The 18610-nt window shown below is 55.1% G+C and carries 15 protein-coding genes; 9 read left to right on the top strand and 6 right to left on the bottom strand.

What is annotated here, in order from left to right:
• The first annotated feature begins 4 nt into the window (after nt 1-4).
• From rlmKL to rmf, 6 genes are all read left to right on the top strand, one after another.
• Entirely contained in the window at nt 5-2113 is a 2109-nt protein-coding gene (rlmKL, locus tag ACWKX3_RS08005) for a bifunctional 23S rRNA (guanine(2069)-N(7))-methyltransferase RlmK/23S rRNA (guanine(2445)-N(2))-methyltransferase RlmL (RefSeq protein WP_454541564.1), read from the top strand.
• Nucleotides 2114-2125: 12 nt separating this feature from the next.
• Nucleotides 2126-4033, top strand: a complete 1908-nt coding sequence (locus ACWKX3_RS08000; protein WP_454541563.1) for an ABC transporter ATP-binding protein — start codon at nt 2126-2128, stop codon at nt 4031-4033.
• A 12-nt stretch (nt 4034-4045) separates the two neighbouring features.
• On the top strand, nt 4046-5314 hold the full coding sequence (gene pqiA / locus ACWKX3_RS07995; protein WP_042319461.1) for a membrane integrity-associated transporter subunit PqiA: 1269 nt from the start codon (nt 4046-4048) through the stop codon (nt 5312-5314).
• On the top strand, nt 5304-6944 hold the full coding sequence (gene pqiB, locus ACWKX3_RS07990) for an intermembrane transport protein PqiB (RefSeq protein ID WP_006174533.1): 1641 nt from the start codon (nt 5304-5306) through the stop codon (nt 6942-6944). Before pqiA ends, pqiB begins: the two co-directional genes overlap by 11 nt.
• Entirely contained in the window at nt 6941-7507 is a 567-nt protein-coding gene (gene pqiC / locus ACWKX3_RS07985) for a membrane integrity-associated transporter subunit PqiC (RefSeq protein ID WP_137271897.1), read from the top strand. Before pqiB ends, pqiC begins: the two co-directional genes overlap by 4 nt.
• Before the next feature lie 254 nt (nt 7508-7761).
• Complete coding sequence (rmf, locus tag ACWKX3_RS07980) at nt 7762-7929, top strand: ribosome modulation factor (RefSeq protein WP_010429337.1); 168 nt, start codon at nt 7762-7764, stop codon at nt 7927-7929.
• 73 nt (nt 7930-8002) lie between these two features.
• Here the strand turns inward: rmf and fabA are convergent, their stop codons facing one another.
• Nucleotides 8003-8521: a 3-hydroxyacyl-[acyl-carrier-protein] dehydratase FabA gene (gene fabA / locus ACWKX3_RS07975; RefSeq protein WP_006174537.1), complete on the bottom strand. Its 519-nt coding sequence runs from the start codon at nt 8519-8521 to the stop codon at nt 8003-8005.
• A gap of 68 nt (nt 8522-8589) precedes the next feature.
• The gene (locus ACWKX3_RS07970) at nt 8590-10350 is read right to left on the bottom strand and encodes an AAA family ATPase (RefSeq protein WP_454541562.1); all 1761 of its coding nucleotides are present in this window, start codon (nt 10348-10350) and stop codon (nt 8590-8592) included.
• 186 nt (nt 10351-10536) lie between these two features.
• Between ACWKX3_RS07970 and matP the strand changes: the two genes are divergently transcribed.
• The gene (matP, locus tag ACWKX3_RS07965; protein WP_006174540.1) at nt 10537-10989 is read left to right on the top strand and encodes a macrodomain Ter protein MatP; all 453 of its coding nucleotides are present in this window, start codon (nt 10537-10539) and stop codon (nt 10987-10989) included.
• Nucleotides 10990-11052: 63 nt separating this feature from the next.
• Here matP and ompA read toward each other — a convergent pair whose 3' ends face one another.
• Nucleotides 11053-12105: a porin OmpA gene (gene ompA, locus ACWKX3_RS07960; RefSeq protein ID WP_127463528.1), complete on the bottom strand. Its 1053-nt coding sequence runs from the start codon at nt 12103-12105 to the stop codon at nt 11053-11055.
• Nucleotides 12106-12460: 355 nt separating this feature from the next.
• Nucleotides 12461-12970 (bottom strand): SOS-induced cell division inhibitor SulA, encoded by a 510-nt coding sequence (gene sulA / locus ACWKX3_RS07955; RefSeq protein ID WP_042319464.1) that lies wholly within the window; start codon nt 12968-12970, stop codon nt 12461-12463.
• Between the two features lie 217 nt (nt 12971-13187).
• Between sulA and ACWKX3_RS07950 the strand changes: the two genes are divergently transcribed.
• Entirely contained in the window at nt 13188-13814 is a 627-nt protein-coding gene (locus ACWKX3_RS07950) for a TfoX/Sxy family DNA transformation protein (RefSeq protein ID WP_058609205.1), read from the top strand.
• On the opposite strand, the gene yccS is transcribed toward ACWKX3_RS07950, so the two are convergent.
• Both yccS and ACWKX3_RS07940 read right to left on the bottom strand, forming a co-directional pair.
• Entirely contained in the window at nt 13771-15933 is a 2163-nt protein-coding gene (yccS, locus tag ACWKX3_RS07945; RefSeq protein WP_454541561.1) for a YccS family putative transporter, read from the bottom strand. The two genes, ACWKX3_RS07950 and yccS, sit on opposite strands and share 44 nt — an antisense overlap.
• 19 nt (nt 15934-15952) lie before the next feature.
• On the bottom strand, nt 15953-16399 hold the full coding sequence (locus tag ACWKX3_RS07940) for a YccF domain-containing protein (protein WP_454541560.1): 447 nt from the start codon (nt 16397-16399) through the stop codon (nt 15953-15955).
• 121 nt (nt 16400-16520) lie between these two features.
• Here ACWKX3_RS07940 and helD point away from each other — a divergent pair, with 121 nt between their 5' ends.
• Nucleotides 16521-18575 (top strand): DNA helicase IV, encoded by a 2055-nt coding sequence (gene helD / locus ACWKX3_RS07935; RefSeq protein ID WP_454541559.1) that lies wholly within the window; start codon nt 16521-16523, stop codon nt 18573-18575.
• Nucleotides 18576-18610: the final 35 nt, after the last annotated feature.

Raw genomic sequence — 18610 nt, 5'->3', positions numbered from 1 at the left:
CGATATGAATTCTCTGTTTGCCAGTACGGCCCGTGGGCTGGAAGAGCTGTTAAAAACTGAACTGGAAGCCTTAGGCGCGCAAGCGTGTCAGGTGGTTCAGGGTGGTGTCCATTTCGAGGGCGACACGCGGCTTATTTACCAGAGCCTGATGTGGAGCCGTCTGGCGTCGCGCATCATGCTGCCGATGAAAGAGTGCAAGGTCTACAGCGATCTCGACCTCTATACCGGCGTTCAGATGATCGACTGGACAGAGATCTTCTCCCCTGACGCAACCTTTGCGGTGCACTTTAACGGCGTCAACGATGAGATCCGCAACAGCCAGTACGGTGCCCTGCGCGTAAAAGACGCCATCGTGGACTGTTTCACCCGTAAAAATAAGGAACGTCCGAACGTCGATCGTGAAAATCCCGATTTGCGGATCAACGTCTGGCTCAATGGCGACACCGCCAGCATCTCTCTCGATCTGAGCGGAGCGGGCTTACACCTGCGCGGCTATCGCGACAGCACCGGTATGGCGCCCATTAAAGAAACCCTCGCCGCCGCCATTGTTATGCGCTCTGGGTGGCAACCGGGTACCCCGCTGCTCGATCCGATGTGCGGTTCCGGTACACTGCTGATTGAAGCGGCCATGCTGGCAACCGACCGTGCGCCAGGGCTGCACCGCGGGCACTGGGGCTTCAAAGGGTGGGCACAGCACGACGAAGCGATCTGGAAAGAGGTGAAAGCCGATGCGCAGACCCGTGCGCGTAAAGGCCTGGCAGAATATACCTCCCATTTCTACGGCTCTGACAGCGACGCACGCGTCATTGAACGCGCGCGCAGCAACGCCCGCCGTGCAGGTATCGGCGAGCTGGTAACCTTCGAGGTAAAAGACGTTGCCAACCTGACCAATCCGCTGCCAAAAGGCCCGTACGGCACCGTTATCAGCAACCCGCCATACGGTGAGCGCCTTGACAGCGAACCGGCGCTGATTGCCCTGCACAGCCTGCTCGGTCGCAACATGAAAGACCACTTCGGCGGCTGGAACCTGTCGCTGTTTAGCGCCTCGCCTGAGCTGTTAAGCTGCCTGCAGCTGCGCGCCGATCGCCAGTTTAAGGCCAAAAACGGTCCGCTGGATTGCGTGCAGAAAAACTACCATCTGGCAGAGAAAACGGCGGACAGCAAGCCTTCTGGCGTGGCGGAAGATTACGCCAACCGTCTGCGTAAAAACCTGAAGAAGTTTGAAAAGTGGGCGAAACAGGAAGGCATTGAATGTTATCGCCTGTACGATGCCGATCTGCCGGAGTATAACGTGGCGGTAGACCGCTATGCGGACTGGGTAGTCGTTCAGGAATATGCCCCGCCTAAAACTGTTGATGCACAGAAAGCGCGTCAGCGTATGCTGGACGTGATCGCGGCGACCATCAGCGTGCTGGGTATTGCCCCTAACAAGCTGGTCCTCAAAACCCGCGCGCGCCAGAAGGGTAAAAATCAGTACCAGAAGATGAATGAGAAGGGTGATTTTATCGAAGTGGGTGAATACAACGCCCGTCTTTGGGTCAACCTGACCGACTATCTTGATACCGGACTGTTCCTCGATCACCGTATTGCCCGTCGTATGCTGGGCCAGATGAGCAAAGGTAAGGACTTCCTGAACCTGTTCTCCTACACCGGCAGTGCCAGCGTCCATGCTGGCCTGGGCGGGGCGCGCAGCACGACCACCGTCGACATGTCTCGCACCTATCTGGAATGGGCCGAACGAAACCTGCGCCTGAACGGTTTGACCGGGCGTCAGCATCGTCTGATGCAGGCCGACGTGCTGGGCTGGCTGCGCGACACCCATGAACAGTTCGATCTGATCTTTATCGATCCACCAACGTTCTCTAACTCCAAGCGTATGGAAGATAGCTTTGATGTTCAACGCGATCACCTGCGCCTGATGACCGACCTGAAACGCCTCCTGCGCAAGGGCGGTACCATTATGTTCTCGAATAACAAACGCGGATTCCGCATGGATCACGACGGCCTGGCCGCTCTGGGACTGAAAGCACAAGAAATCAGTCAAAAAACGCTGTCTCAGGACTTCGCCCGTAATCGTCAGATCCATAACTGCTGGTTAATCTCCGCGGTCTGAAAGGAAAATTAAATGTCACTAATTAGTATGCATGGCGCCTGGCTGTCCTTCAGCGATGCGCCTCTTCTCGACGACACTGAACTGCATATCGAAGATAACGAGCGCGTTTGTCTGGTAGGCCGTAACGGCGCGGGTAAATCCACGCTGATGAAGATCTTAAACCGTGAGCAGGGTCTGGATGACGGACGCATCGTTTACGAGCAGGATCTGATTGTTTCCCGCCTGCAGCAGGATCCACCGCGTAACGTGGCGGGGACCGTGTACGACTTCGTCGCGGAAGGGATCTCTGAGCAGGCTGAATACCTGAAGGGCTATCACGAAATTTCGCATCTGGTGATGACCGATCCGAGCGAGAAAAACCTGAATGAGATGGCGCGCCTGCAGGAGCTGCTGGATCACCACGGCCTGTGGCAGCTTGAAAGCCGTATCACCGAAGTGCTGGATCAGTTAGGCCTGGATGCGGACATGGAATTGGCGTCGCTCTCCGGTGGCTGGCTGCGTAAAGCGGCGCTTGGCCGCGCGCTGGTCAGCGGCCCGAAAGTACTGCTGCTGGACGAACCGACCAACCACCTGGATATCGAAGCCATCGACTGGCTGGAAGGGTTCCTGAAAACCTTCAACGGCACGATCATCTTCATCTCGCACGACCGTTCGTTTATTCGCAATATGGCCACCCGCATTGTCGATCTCGATCGCGGTAAGCTGGTGACCTATCCTGGCGATTACGATACCTATCTGCTGGAAAAAGAAGAAAACCTGCGCGTTGAGGAGCTGCAAAACGCCGAGTTCGACCGCAAGCTGGCGCAGGAAGAGGTCTGGATCCGCCAGGGCATTAAAGCCCGTCGTACCCGTAACGAAGGCCGCGTGCGCGCGCTGAAAGCGATGCGCAACGAGCGCAGCGCCCGCCGTGAAGTGATGGGTAGCGCGAAGATGCAGGTAGAAGAAGCCGCCCGCTCAGGCAAGATTGTGTTTGAGATGGAAGATGTCAATTACCAGGTCGACGGCAAAGTTCTGGTGAAAGATTTCTCCGCGCAGGTACAGCGTGGCGACAAAATCGCGCTTATCGGCCCGAACGGCTGCGGTAAAACCACGTTGCTGAAGCTGATGCTGGGTCAGCTGCAGGCTGACAGCGGCCGCGTGCACTGCGGTACTAAGCTGGAAGTGGCCTATTTCGACCAGCACCGCGCGGAGCTGGATCCAGACAGAACGGTGATGGATAACCTTGCCGAAGGTAAGCAGGAAGTGATGGTCAACGGCAAGCCGCGCCACGTGCTGGGCTACCTGCAGGACTTTCTGTTCCACCCTAAACGGGCGATGACGCCGGTACGCGCGCTGTCCGGTGGGGAACGAAATCGTCTCCTGCTTGCACGTTTGTTCCTGAAACCGAGCAATCTGTTAATTCTCGATGAACCGACCAACGATCTGGATGTCGAAACGCTGGAACTGCTGGAAGAGTTGATCGACGGCTATCAGGGCACCGTCATGCTGGTGAGCCACGATCGTCAGTTCGTTGATAACACTGTTACCGAATGCTGGATCTTCGAAGGCGAAGGCCGCATTGGTCAGTACGTGGGCGGGTATAATGACGCGCGTGGACAGCAGACGCAGTCCCTGGCGTTAAAGCAGGCGAAAGCCAAAAACGTCCCAGAACCTGCTGTCGCGAAAGCAGAAAGTGCAAAAAAATCACCTGCTAAAATGAGCTATAACCTGCAGCGCGAGCTGGAAGCATTGCCGCAGCGTCTTGAAGAGCTGGAAGCGGCGCTTGAAGCGCTGCAAACCCAGGTGGCGGATGCCTCCTTCTTTACGCAGCCTCACGACTATACTCAGAAAGTACTGGCAGACCTGTCCCAGGCAGAGAAGGCGCTGGAAGAGGCGTTTGAGCGCTGGGAATACCTTGAATCACTGAAAAACGGCGCATAACAGGGATCAACAATGTGTGACCAGCACCATGCCGACCGACATATATTATGTTCGCAATGCGATATGCTCGTGGCGATACCAGAGCTGGGTCACGGACATAAGGCGACGTGCCCGCGCTGCGGAGCAACCTTAACGACGGAGTGGGACGCGCCAAGGCAGCGTCCTACCGCCTACGCTATTGTCGCGCTGTTCATGCTGGTGCTCTCGAATCTCTTCCCCTTCATTTATATGAAGGTGGGAGGGATGACCAGCCAGGTCAAATTACTTGAAATACCGGGGGTGATGTTCACCGAAGATTACGCCAGCCTCGGTACCTTCTTTCTGTTATTCGTCCAAATCGTTCCGGCGTTTTGCCTGATCGCCATCCTGCTTCTGGTCAACCGCGTCCGGATGCCCACGCCCGTTAAAATCAGGCTCGCGCGAACCCTGTTCCTGCTGAAAAGCTGGGGAATGGCAGAGATTTTTCTGGCGGGGATCCTGGTGAGCTTTGTGAAGCTGATGGCCTACGGCGACGTCGGGATTGGCAGCAGCTTTATTCCCTGGTGTCTCTATTGTGTGCTGCAGCTTCGTGCGTTTCAGTGCGTGGACCGACGCTGGACGTGGGACGACATCGCGCCTGCTCCCACCCTTAACCAGACGGTTAAGGTGGGCGTGCCCGGTATCCGCCAGGGGCTGCGCTCCTGCTCTTGCTGTACTGCCGTGCTGCCGGCCGATCGGGAAGTGTGCCCGCGCTGTGGAACGACGGGGCACGTGCGGCGTAAAAATAGCCTGCAGTGGACCATGGCGCTGCTGTTGACGTCGATCATGCTCTATCTGCCCGCCAATATTTTGCCGATCATGATTACCGATCTGCTCGGTGACAAAATGCCCTCGACAATCCTTGCCGGGGTCATTTTGCTGTGGGGGGAGGGGTCCTACCCCGTTGCTGGCGTGATATTCATTGCCAGTATTATGGTGCCCACCTTAAAGATGATCGCCATCGCCTGGCTGTGCTGGGATGCGAAAGGGCACGGCAAGCGCGACAGCGAACGTATGCACCTGATTTATGAAGTGGTGGAGTTCGTCGGGCGATGGTCAATGATCGATGTCTTTGTGATTGCGGTGCTCTCTGCGCTGGTGCGTATGGGGGGACTCATGAGTATTTATCCCGCGCTGGGCGCGCTAATGTTTGCGTTGGTCGTGATTATGACCATGTTTGCGGCCATGACCTTCGACCCTCGTTTATCGTGGGATCGTGAGCCAGATTCAAGCCATGAGGAAGAGTTAGAGCATGGAAAATAAGAGTGGAGAGGCGAAAGTGCGCAAGGTCAAGAACTGGTCGCCGGTGTGGATTTTCCCCATCGTGACCGCGCTGATCGGTGCATGGATCCTGTTTTATCATTACAGCCATCAGGGACCGGAAGTCACGCTTATCACCACTAACGCGGAAGGCATTGAGGGTGGGAAAACCACCATCAAAAGCCGCAGCGTGGACGTCGGTGTGGTAGAGAGCGCGACGCTGACGGATGATTTAACGCACGTTGAAATCAAGGCGCGCTTACATGCCGGGATGGAGAAGCTACTTCATAATGATTCCGTATTCTGGGTGGTTAAACCCCAGGTCGGAAGAGAAGGCATCAGCGGCTTAGGCACGCTGTTGTCCGGCGCCTATATTGAGCTGCAGCCGGGGAGCAAAGGCACCCAGCCTGCCCAGTATCAGTTGTTAGACTCACCGCCGCTTGCGCCACCGGATGCAAAAGGGATTCGCGTTATCCTCGACAGCAAAAAAGCCGGTCAGCTCTCGCCTGGCGACCCGGTATTGTTCCGGGGCTATCGCGTTGGCTCGGTTGAAACCAGCACTTTCGATCCGCAAAAGCGCACCATCAGCTATCAGCTGTTTATCAATGCGCCAAACGATCGTCTGGTGACCAGCAACGTTCGTTTCTGGAAAGACAGCGGGATCGCCGTGGATCTGACCTCTGCCGGAATGCGCGTTGAAATGGGATCTCTGACCACGCTCTTTGGCGGTGGAGTGAGCTTCGATGTGCCAGAGGGGATCGACATCGGGCAGCCTGTTGCTGAGAAAACCGCCTTCAGGCTCTTTGACGATCAGAAAAGCATTCAGGATGCGCTCTATACCGATCACATCGACTACCTGATGTTCTTTAAAGATTCCGTACGTGGCCTGCAGCCGGGTGCGCCGGTTGAGTTCCGTGGGATCCGCCTGGGTACGGTCGGACAGGTACCGTTCTTCGTTCCAGGCCTGCGTCAGGTGCTGGACGACGATTATCGCATTCCGGTGCTGATTCGCATTGAGCCAGAGCGTCTCATCAACCAGATTGGCGAAAATCAGGATATCGGCGCGCATATCACCGAGCTGATGAACCGCGGGCTGCGCGGCTCGCTGAAGACCGGCAACCTGGTGACGGGCGCGCTGTATGTCGATATGGATTTCTATCCTAAAGCACCTGCCATCACCGGCCAGCGCGAATTTGGCGGCTACAAAATCATTCCAACGGTCAGCAGTGGTCTGGCACAGATCCAGCAGCGTCTGATGGATACGCTGGATAAGATTAACAATCTGCCGTTGAACCCGATGATTGAAGCGGCGACCAACTCGCTGAGTCAGAGCCAGGCGACCATGCGCCGTCTGCAGACCACGCTTGATAATATCAACAAGATCACTGCAAGCCAGTCCATGCAGCAGCTGCCGCAGGACATGCAGAAAACGCTGCGTGAACTGAATCGCAGCATGCAGGGCTTCCAGCCGGGATCGGCGGCCTACAATAAGATGGTGGCCGATATGCAGCGTCTTGATCAGGTGTTGCGTGAACTCCAGCCGGTTCTGAAAACGCTCAACGAGAAGAGCAACGCGCTGGTGTTTGAAGCGAAAGATAAAAAGGATCCTGAGCCTAAGAGGGCGAAACAATGAAAAAATGGCTGGTAATTGTCGGAGCGCTGGTATTAACGGCCTGTAGCTCGGGGAGTGAAAATAAAAGCTACTATCAGCTGCCGTTGAACGCCCAGTCGGGCGCGCAAAGCAGCGCTTCGCAGGGTAACCGTCTGCTGTGGGTAGAACAGGTAGCGGTTCCGGATTATCTGGCGGGTAACGGCGTGGTGTACCAGACCAGCGATGTCCAGTACGTGATTGCCAACAATAATCTTTGGGCCAGCCCGCTGGATCAGCAGTTGCGTAACACGCTGGTGGCGAATCTGAGCAGCCAGCTTCCCGGGTGGATTGTCGCGTCTCAGCCGCTGGGAAGCGATCAGGATACGCTGAACGTCACGGTAACGGGCTTCCATGGCCGCTATGACGGTGCCGTGGTGATCAGTGGCGAATGGCTGCTGAATCACCAAGGACAGCTGATTAAGCGCCCGTTCCATCTGGAAATGAAGCAGCAAAAAGATGGTTATGACGAGATGGTGAAAGTGCTGGCCCAGGGCTGGGCACAGGAATCGGCGAATATCGCGCGTGAGATCGCCCGGCTTCCATAAGTAAAATTCATAATCAAAAACCGCCGTCAGCCATCCGCTCACGGCGGTTTTTTTTTCGGTTTACCATCAGGTTGTTACTTGTGCTTCATCACATTTTTTGTACAAATGAACTTCCGTATAGTTCACAAATATGACATCCGTATGAATTTTGACCGTTGACGCAGAAGATGATTCGGGTTATTCGTTTACTGTGCTTGCATACTTTGCAACCACTGTTTTCTTTCCACCAGACAAAAGAATGAGGGAAACGAGGCATGAAGAGACAGAAACGAGATCGCCTGGAAAGGGCTCATCAACGTGGTTATCAGGCTGGCATCGCCGGACGTTCAAAAGAAATGTGTCCCTATCAAACCTTGAATCAGAGGTCGCAATGGTTAGGGGGCTGGCGAGAAGCCATCGGAGACAGGGCAGTACTTGCTTGATAACGTCTCTTTAAAAAAGAAACCTCCGCACTGCGGAGGTTTCGCCTTTCTGGGGAGTGCTACAGCGCGGTCATCAGAACGCGGAGGTGTCCTGGAACAGACCCACTTTAAGATCGCTCGCGGAGTAGATCAGACGACCGTCTACCAGCACTTCGCCATCCGCCAGGCCCATGATCAGGCGACGGTTAACAATACGTTTGAAGTGAATACGGTAAGTCACTTTCTTCGCAGTAGGCAGAACCTGGCCGGTGAATTTCACTTCGCCCACGCCCAGCGCGCGGCCTTTACCTTCGCCACCCAGCCAACCCAGGTAGAAGCCAACCAGCTGCCACATAGCGTCCAGGCCCAGGCAGCCAGGCATTACCGGATCGCCAATAAAGTGGCAACCGAAGAACCACAGGTCCGGGTTGATATCGAGTTCCGCTTCAACATAACCTTTATCAAAGTTGCCGCCGGTTTCGGTCATTTTCACGACACGATCCATCATCAGCATGCTTGGGGCCGGTAACTGCGGGCCGTTAGCGCCAAACAGTTCACCACGACCAGAGGCAAGAAGGTCTTCTTTTGTATAGGATTCGCGTTTATCTACCATGTTCTCAGTAAGCCTTATTTTAGTGAAGCACGCAGGATAGCTAACACGTGTACGCTGAACAAGTCCGATCAGTTCGGACTAAACCAGCTTAACCAGCGTAATGGCCATGGATAACGATGGCGTGCATCCTGTTGTGTCGCCTGAGCGATGCGTTCCTGAATGGTCTGCATGAGGGTTGTCTGGCCTTCACCATCCCAGTTCAGGTTTGTCAGTAAGGGTAGCGCATCCTCAATGCCTTCGATGGCCCAGATGGCGAATTGCTCCTGTTCTACGGCCTCGAGCAACGCCTGGCTAAGGCTCAGATGGCGAGCGTTCGGCGCAGGAATGATCACACCCTGTTTGCCGTTCAGGCCGCGCTGCTGGCAGATGGAGAAGAAGCCTTCGATTTTCTCGTTCAGGCCGCCAACCGGCTGAGCGCGACCAAACTGATCGACTGAACCCGTAATCGCAATATTCTGGTTAATGGGCACTTCTGCCAGGGCGCTGATTAACGCACACAGCTCCGCCATCGAAGCGCTGTCACCGTCTACTTCACTGTAGGATTGCTCAAAGGTCAGTGAGGCCGAGAAGGGGATCTGCTGCTCAAGCTGCAGTTCCGACATCAGGAACGCCTGCATGATCATCATGCCTTTGGCGTGAATATTCCCGCCCAGCTCTGCTTTACGCTCAATGTCGGTAAACTCACCGTCACCAACATGAACAACGCAGCTGATACGGGAAGGTTCGCCAAACGCGCGCGGGTGCCCCGGGAACTCAATCACGGAGAGGGCGTTAATCTGCCCAATACGCTCGCCTTCGGTTTCGACGAGGATCTGCTCCAGCAGGATCTCATCCTGCATGCGCTCGGCCAGATATCCTTCGCGCCATTCACGCTGCGCAAGCATCTGGGAAAGTTGCTCGCTGCTGAAGGCCGCGTCACCGCTTATCACGCCCACTTCGCGCAGCTGTCTGGCGATCCACAGCGGAGAGAGCGGCAGGGTTTCCTGATCGCCGGTGTAGCGTACGGCTTCCCGGATGAGACCGGGCCAGGCATCCGGAGCAGGCGTTGGCAGCGAAGCACGCTGCGCCAGGCCCATCACCCAATGGCACCATTGCGCCATATCATCCGCATCGGTTATCTGGAGCGTATCTTCAAATTCGCTGTAAATAGCCTGCTCGGCCAGTTCTGGCTCCATTTCCTGGAAATCGGCCAGAGATTCACGATCGCCGGTCAACACCACGGTAAGGGACAGCGGCATCGACGGTACTGCGACGGGAAGAGGGCGCGATTCATCGTAACTCACCCAGTCGAAGCGCTGCTGGGTCACGATCGTTTTCAGGCGCATCCAAAGCAGCGGCTGAGAGAGGAGGGTGCGCAGCGAGATAATCAACACGCCGCCATTTGCGCGGTGCACCAGCCCCGGCTGCAGCGTCAGCTCGCCGTTAAACTGACGGAGGCAGCCAAAGAGCTGTTCTGCTTCTGCCCAGTTGGTGGTAATGACATCCCCTTTCGACGCAAAAAGCCCATCCGCCTCGTCAGCGGGTGTAAAGGTGATATGTTGCCCTGCGATACGATAGTGGCCGCCAAAGACGTCGTTCGTTTCTGACCGCAACTGGCGCATGGCATCACCCAGAAGCGTCAAATACTCGGCTTCTTCCGGGGCTTTGAGCAGCATGAAAGGAGATGTCGCCCACGGGCTTAACACCTGCTCCAGCGCATAATGCAAACGCGGTTGTGTATCGCTAAGTATGAATTCGTTTTCTTTTGTGAGGTCTGGCTGTGCAAACAGCTCCTGATAGCTCTCGGTATCGGGAACCAGGTCACGCCATGCAAGTTTCGTAATGGTCAAAGTTGATGTTTTTTAGTCAGATGTAAAACCGTGGAGTATACCGTAAGCGGAGGCCTCTTCCCAAGCGGGAATGGGGATTTCGACAGGGGATTCTCCTGCAATGCTGCACAGGTTATGATTTCTTTTCAGCAGATTGCTAAAAAACTGATATTCTGAACAGAGTTACGTGGTAACACTGAGATCGCAATGAAATATCAACAACTGGAAAACCTCGAAAGCGGCTGGAAATGGAAGTACCTGGTCAAAAAGCACCGTGAGGGCGAGTTGATCACCTGCTACCTCGAAGCCAGCGCGGCGCAAGACGCCGTAGATATTTTGCTGACCCTCGAAAACGAACCGGTATTGGTTAACGGCTGGATTGAAAAGCATATCAACCCGGCACTGTTGAACCGGATGAAGCAGACGATTCGGGCGCGTCGCAAGCGGCATTTTAATGCCGAGCATCAGCACACCCGTAAAAAATCAATCGATCTGGAGTTTATGGTCTGGCAACGGCTGGCGGGGCTTGCGCAGCGGCGCGGGAAAACCCTGTCGGAAACGGTGGTGCAGCTGATTGAAGATGCGGAACATAAAGAAAAGTATGCCAGTCAGATGTCGACGTTGAAAAACGATCTGCAGGCGCTGCTGGGCAAAAAATAGTTTCTGGCTTTCTTCAGGCAATAAAAAACCCCGCAATGCGGGGTTTTTTTATAAGACGCTAACTTATGCCGCTGGCTGAGTTACAACGTCTTTGATGCCTTTAACTTCGATCTCTACGCGACGATCTGGAGCCAGGCAGTCGATCAGTGCAGCGCGAGGTTTCACGTTGTCACAGGTGTTGCCAGTCACTGGGTTAGATTCGCCCATACCACGTGGGGAGATCTTGTTAGCTGGGATACCTTTAGATACCAGGTAATCAACTACAGACTGTGCACGTTTCTCGGACAGACCCTGGTTGTAAGCGTCAGAACCGATACGGTCGGTGAAGCCCAGAACCACTACAGAACCGTCTTTAGGATCCAGGTTGCTCAGCTGGGTGTACAGCTGATCCAGTGCCTGCTGACCTTCTGGTTTCAGGGTAGCTTTGTTGAAGTTGAACAGAACGTCAGACTTCAGAGTGAAGTGCTTGGTCTGTACTTCTGGCGCTGGAGCCGGTGCTGGAGCTACGACTGGCGCATCTTCCTGCTGACCGAAACGGTAAGAAACACCAACGCTCAGCATGCCGTTGTCTGGACGAACGCCAACGGTAGCACCGTCGCCGATGTTGTTAACCCACTGGTATTCCAGACGGGTAGCGATGTCACGGGTCATAGCCCACTCAACGCCACCAGCGAATACTGGGGAAACGCCAGTGTCATGGTCGTCGCCAGCGATGCTGTTGCTGGAGTCTGCACGCCATACCATGCCGCCCAGACGGGTGTACACGTCCAGATCGTCAGTTACTGGGTAACCCAGTTTAGCGGTCAGCTGAACGCCTTGAGCTTTGAAAGCGCCATTTACGTTGTCGCCTTTGTATGGCATACGACCTAACCAGTCGTAACCCATTTCAAAACCAACATACGGGTTAACCTGATAGCCACCGAACGCGCCTGCACCCAGCTGGCTCTCGTGAGTTGGGCCATCGTTGTTCAGGCTGCTGTTGTACCAGCCGGTGTCATGGAACTGAGACCAGCCCAGTTTACCACCTGCATACCAGGTATTATCTTTCGGAGCGGCCTGCGCTACGGTAGCGAAGCCAGCCAGTGCCACTGCAATCGCGATAGCTGTCTTTTTCATTTTTTGCGCCTCGTTATCATCCAAAATTTGCCATGAAGATCTCCACGGAGAAATCACGGTTAAATCCTTCACCGGGGGGCGTGGTCAAATATAAGTCTACCGATATCTTCGGCTTAGGCCGAGCACCCCTAGCGATGTAAAGTCTACAACGTAGATGAAAACTTACAAGTGTGAACTCTGTCAGGCATATGAAAAAAAAAGTTCCGTATAGCGAATATTTAACATTTTACGAACGAATTTTGTACAGTAAAATTAACGAGAACCGCTCCAGACAAGCCTTGCCGCAGGTTTTGCTTTTTGAACTATTTACACAACTGAGTGTCGAAAAAAATTCCAGGAAAACTCTTAAATTTACTCAGTGATACAAATTCGAGTGAATTTTTAGCCCTGAATGTTGTCCTCTGCGATAAGAATCGGCACGTACGGGACGCATAATAAACCCGATTGCATGACCATCTTCTGCTGCTTCGGTCAAACGATGATGCTCTTCTTCCGTCAGTTCTTCCGACAGCCACCCGATCACCACGCTGTAATTTCCGGTGCGTAACGCGCGGATCATCGACTCAACCGTATCACACGGGGAGAGTTGGTTGATCTGCATCACCTTGGTCAGCGGCAGGCCCGCAGACTGAACCCATTCCCGGCTTAATTTTTGCTGTGGCGTCAGCCAAAGCTGCCAGCGCGATTGTTGTCCGAGCTGTTGTAACAGCGGCAACAGCAACAGCTGCGTTAACATGGGCTGGTCTTCACGATAAACCACTTCACTGATAAGACCTGTCGACACGCGACCGGTGGAATTTTGCGCGACATCGCCAGCAGAAGTTGAGAGAGATGTTGAGCGATTTGCATAGCCTGAAGTGTACATATTCATTCCAGCCCTGTAGTTACTGTATGGATATACAGTAACCCCTGTGTGCATAAAGATCAACCTCATTTTCGGAAAGCAACTCGCAAATTTGGTCCTTTCCTGGCGTGTCCGAAAAAATCATCTTGCTCATGAGCCATAAGTTGCCTATGTTCCTGCTAACGGATCCGCTAGTGATAAATTTTGTCGTTAATAGTTGATTTTTAATGGAAATATCATGAAAAAGATATCATATGAACGGATTTATAAATCGCAGGAATACCTCTCCCCTCTGGGTGAAATTCACCATCGGGCGCTGTTCGGCGGCTACACCCTGGCGGTAGACGATGCGGTGTTTGCCATGGTGTCAGACGGTGAACTTTACCTGCGTGCCTGCGAGGAGAGCGCGACCTATTGCGTCAAGCATCCTTCTTCTTTCTTAACGCTTGTTAAGCGAGGCCGCCCCGTCCTGCTGAATTACTATCGCGTGGATGAAGGGCTGTGGCAGGATCGGCAAAAACTGCTTCAGCTTTCCACTTATGCCCTCGATGCGGCACGAAAAGAGCGTAGCCTGCGCTATCAACGAAACCGGCTCAAGGATCTGCCTAACCTGACTTTCCAGATTGAAGTGTTGCTCTACGAAGCCGGCATTACGAATGAAGAGACGTTGCGGGAACTCGGCGCAAAGACCAGCTGGCTAAAAATTAGATCGAAAAACCGGGCGCTCAGTATCAAGGTGCTTTTTGCCCTTGAAGGGGCCATTGAGGGGATGCATGAGGCGGCACTCCCGGCGAACATTCGCCGGGAGCTTACGGAGTGGTTTAATACACTGCCTGAGGTGCAGGAGAGTCGTTCCGCCAGGTAGCAATCTGCTGTTGCAGTCGGCAAATTTCCGGCAGCAAAGCAATAAGCAGGCCGATCTGCTGCAAAACCAGCGGAGCTTTGTTGTCGGTTCCCGGATCGAGATGCGCAATTCGCTGGGACAGTTCATCCAGCGCCTGCTGAACTTTCGGCTCGTCGGCTGGCTGATGGTGAAGGGCATCGTCGACGTAGCACACAGCATCATCCAGCAGGTTCAGGATGGCGGTGTTTTTCAGCTTCTCGCGGTGGGCACCCAGCGTGGAAATATAGCTGGTAAACGTATGGTTCAGGCACAGCAGGCGAAAGGCGGTTTCCCGGATGTCGGGTGTGGCCCGGGGTTCCGTAGACATATTCGAGACCACGGAAGCCAGTTCGGCATCGCTGTTGTGCGCATCCCGGCGGGCTATACGGTAGGCCAGACGGTTATCACGCCCCTGGTGGTATTGCTCAAGAATGGCGTCAAGGTAACGACAGTTTGCGTTCATCGCTCTGTCTACCACGCGCGGCAGATTGCGAAAACGCCAGTCGGGCCAGATAAAACTCACCGCCGCCCAGGCGATAGCGCAGCCGATTAAAGTATCAATCACGCGCGGCAGGGCAACCTCGAAGCCTTCGCCCAGCAGGTTGAAGCAGAGCAGCACTAGCAGGGTAATGAACATGGTGGCATGCGCGTACTGGACGTTTCGAAACGCAAAGAATAACACCCCCGTTATGACGATAAGAATGAGTTGCCCTTCAACGGACGGAACGAAATAGAGCACCGGTAGCCCAATAGCAACGCCCACCAGCGTACCGATAACACGCAGCGCAAGGCGGTGTCGCGTGGCGTTATAGTTAGGCTGGCAGACAAACAGGCTGGTCAGCAGGATCCAGTAACCGTGTTGCAGGCCGGTTATCTGAATGAAGGCATAACCCACACACAGTACCAGCGACATCCTCAACGCGTGGCGAAACAGCGCGGATTCCGGCGTGAAGTTGCGGCTCAGGCGCAGCCACATGTCGCTAAATCCGTGCAGGCTATCGTCCGCCAGCTGGTTTTCGGCATCGTTACCCGGCAGGGCCATCGCCTGCTCGGATTCAATGGTCGCCAGCTGAGCATCAATCGCCCGCAGGTTATTGAGCAGAAAACCGAGTGCCTTGATCTGCTCCGGCGACGTTCCACTGGCCTGCACGCGATCGAGCGCCGCATCAAGATGGCTAAAGGCATGTTCAAAACGCGGGTCATGCTGGTAGGGCGTGCGCAGCAGTATGGATCGCGCCAGCTGCTGGCAGGCCTGGGACTGCATCGACAGCAGCCGCTGGAAACGGAACATCACGTCGCTGTAGCGGAACTTCTCACGCAGAGCCGCATACTGCACGTGCGAGGAGCTTGCGCGCTCGTGGATATCCTGCGCGACAAAGTAATAGTGCAACGTTCGGCGGGTGCCGCGCTGTCCGCGATCGCCGCGCAGACGGGTGAGCAGCGAGGCTTTAGTCTGGTTTAACGTCGCCACCAGTTGGCCATTCGCCAGCGCCAGATTGTAAAGCGGTGCCTGGCTCTCTTCGTCGATATCCGGGTCAAAAAGCCGGGATTTCAGTTCGAGATACTGGGCAAGCTGTTCATAGCTCCGCGCCAGGTTGTCCTGCAACGCCCGCACGGGAAAAATCAGATGCCCGGTTAACGTCAGCAGGTTGTACCAGATTGCGCCGAGTAACAGCAGAACGGGCTGCTGATACCATTGATCGTAAAGAGAGACGCCCAGCATGGTGTAGATCGCAATCAGCAGAGCGCCAAAGGCGATAGTGGCATAGCGTTGTCCCAGCCCGCCCAGCAGGATAAAACCGCTGGTCGAGAGCGTCAGCCCCAGGGCAAACAGCCACGGCCAGGGAAACAGCAGCTCAACCGAGGCTGAAGCAATGAAAAAACAGATCAGGGTGATGACTAAATTGCGCAGACGTCCTGTCAGGCGGTCGTCCAGGTCGGCCAGCGCCCCGGCGACCACGCCGAGGGTGAGTGGAATGGTAAGCTTTACGTCATCGAGCCACCACGGCAGGGCGACCGTGCCACACAGGGCGATAAAAATCCTGGCGTTGTATAGCCAGGTACTGTTCCAGGTATAACGGCGAATCAGTGGGCTTAGCATGAGCTCGGCCTGTCCTTATTTACTGGAAACGACGACGGGCATTGGCTTCACGCGCGGCGCGCGCCACTTCTACCGGGACGACACGACGCCCAACCGGCCACAGGGCAATGGCGGCAATTTTGAAATTCGCAATCCCAACCGGGATGCCGATGATCGTGATGCACAGGGCGATACCGGCAATGATATGCATTACGCAGAGCCACCAGCCGAAGAAGATCAACCACAGAATATTCAGCAGGGTGCCGCCGGTGTTCATCAGGGCGTTTTTACCGTCGGGGTTCAGTTCGTCAACGTGAACCGCCTCATTCCCGAAAGGAATGAATGAAAGCCGGGTGATTTCCCAGCATGAGCGCGTCAGCGGCAGGGTGAAGATGAGCACGATGCTCACCAGCGTGGCAAAAAGCCATGAAAGGGTGGTGGCAAAACCGCCAAGGACAAAATTCAAAACATTCAGAACGGTACGCATAAACCCGCATTTCCTTTCGATATGATTAACGCGAAGTGATTGTAACGTTTTTTGGGCTGGAGCACCTTAAAACTGGCAGTTAAACTGTCAGACAAAATATCACTCGTGGATCCGGCTGGATATGGAACTGAAAGCAACTTCAATGGGCAAACGCCTGGCGCAGCACCCTTATGACAAGGTTGTCCTCCTCAATGCGGGAGTGAAGGTCTCCGGGGAGCGCCATGAATACCTCATTCCGTTTAACCAACTACTGGCCATCCATTGCAAGCGCGGGCTGGTATGGGGGGAGCTGGAGTTTGTGCTGCCGGACGATAAAGTCGTGCGCCTCCACGGGACGGAGTGGGCGCAAACGCAGCGCTTCCATCACCATCTCAGTACGCGCTGGCAGCAGTGGAGCGAGGACATGAGCGTCATTGCCGCCCAGGTGTTGCAGCAGGTGCTGGATGACATCGCCCACAGCAACGAGCAGCAAAAATGGCTAACGCGCCAGCAAACCGCCGGGTTGCAGCAAAAGATAAAGCACGCCCTAACCGCGCTGCCGCTTCCCGCATCGCGCCTTGATGAGTTTGAAAATTGCCGTGAAGCATGGCGCACCTGTCAGGCCTGGCTGAATGATATCGATAAGCGCCGTCTGGCGCATAATCAGGCCTGGACCGATGCCATGCTCACGCAATATGCCGATTTCTTCAGAACCGTGGAATCATCGCCGCTTAACCCTGCCCAGGCGCGCGCCGTGGTGAACGGGGAATCGTCGCTGCTGGTACTGGCGGGGGCCGGGAGCGGTAAAACTTCCGTGCTGGTGGCGCGGGCAGGCTGGCTGCTGACAACTGGCGAGGCGGTAGCGGACCAAATTTTACTTCTGGCATTTGGCCGCAAGGCCGCGCAGGAGATGGATGAGCGCATTCAGTCGCGTTTGCATACTCAGGATATCGCGGCGCGAACCTTCCATTCGCTGGCGCTGCATATTATCCAGCAGGGCAGTAAAAAAGTACCTGTCGTCAGCAAGCTGGAAAACGACGCTCAGGCCCGACAGGCACTGTTTGTGAAGACGTGGCAGCAGCAGTGCAGCGAGAAAAAAGCTCAGGCAAAAGGGTGGCGTCAGTGGCTGGAAGACGAGCTGAACTGGGAGGTGCCGGAAGGCAGTTTCTGGCAGGATGACAAACTGGCACGCCGTCTTGGCTCGCGCCTCGATCGCTGGGTGAGCCTGATGCGCATGCACGGTGGCTCTCAGGCTGAGATGATTGAAAGCGCACCGGAGGCGATCCGCGCCGTATTTTCGAAGCGAATCAAGCTGATGGCCCCGATGCTGAAAGCCTGGAAAACGGCGCTGAAGGCAGAAAATGCCGTCGATTTCTCCGGGCTTATCCATCAGGCGGTCATCATTCTGGAAAAAGGGCGCTTTGTCAGCCCGTGGAAGCATATCCTCGTAGATGAATTCCAGGATATCTCCCCGCAGCGTGCCGCACTGCTTTCAGCGCTACGGGCGCAAAACAAACATACCTCGCTGTTTGCCGTCGGCGATGACTGGCAGGCAATCTACCGATTTAGCGGGGCACAACTCGCGCTCACCACCGCCTTCCACCACTATTTTGGCGAGGGCGATCGCAGCGATCTGGATACCACCTACCGTTTTAACTCGCGTATTGGTGAAATTGCCAACCGCTTTATTCAGCAAAACCCGCATCAGCTGGCGAAGCCGCTCAACAGCCTGACGACCGGCGATAAAAAAGCGGTCACCCTGCTGGCGGACGAACAACTGGAGCCGCTGCTGGATAAACTTAGCGGCTACGCCAAACCCGAAGAGCGCATTCTGGTGCTGGCGCGCTATCACCATCTTAAACCGGCGGCGCTGGAAAAGGCGGCTACCCGCTGGCCGAAGCTTCAGCTCGAATTTATGACCATTCATGCCAGTAAAGGCCAGCAGGCTGACTATGTGATTGTGGTTGGGCTGAAAGAGGGGAGTGATGGGTTCCCGGCGCCGGCGCGCGAGTCGGTGATCGAGCAGGCCCTGCTGCCGGTGCCAGAAGATTTTCCGGATGCCGAGGAGCGACGCCTGCTGTACGTGGCGTTAACCCGCGCGCGTCATCGGGTATGGCTGCTGTTTAATAAAGAGGCGCCATCGACGTTTGTTGATATTCTCAAGAGTCTTGACGTGCCGGTGGCGAAGAAGCCGTAGCAAAGTTGCCGGGTGGCGGCTTCGCCTGACCCGGC

It is taken from the genome of Enterobacter sp. UPMP2052 (assembly GCF_053709675.1).
This window is presented reverse-complemented; position numbering and strand designations above follow the sequence as displayed.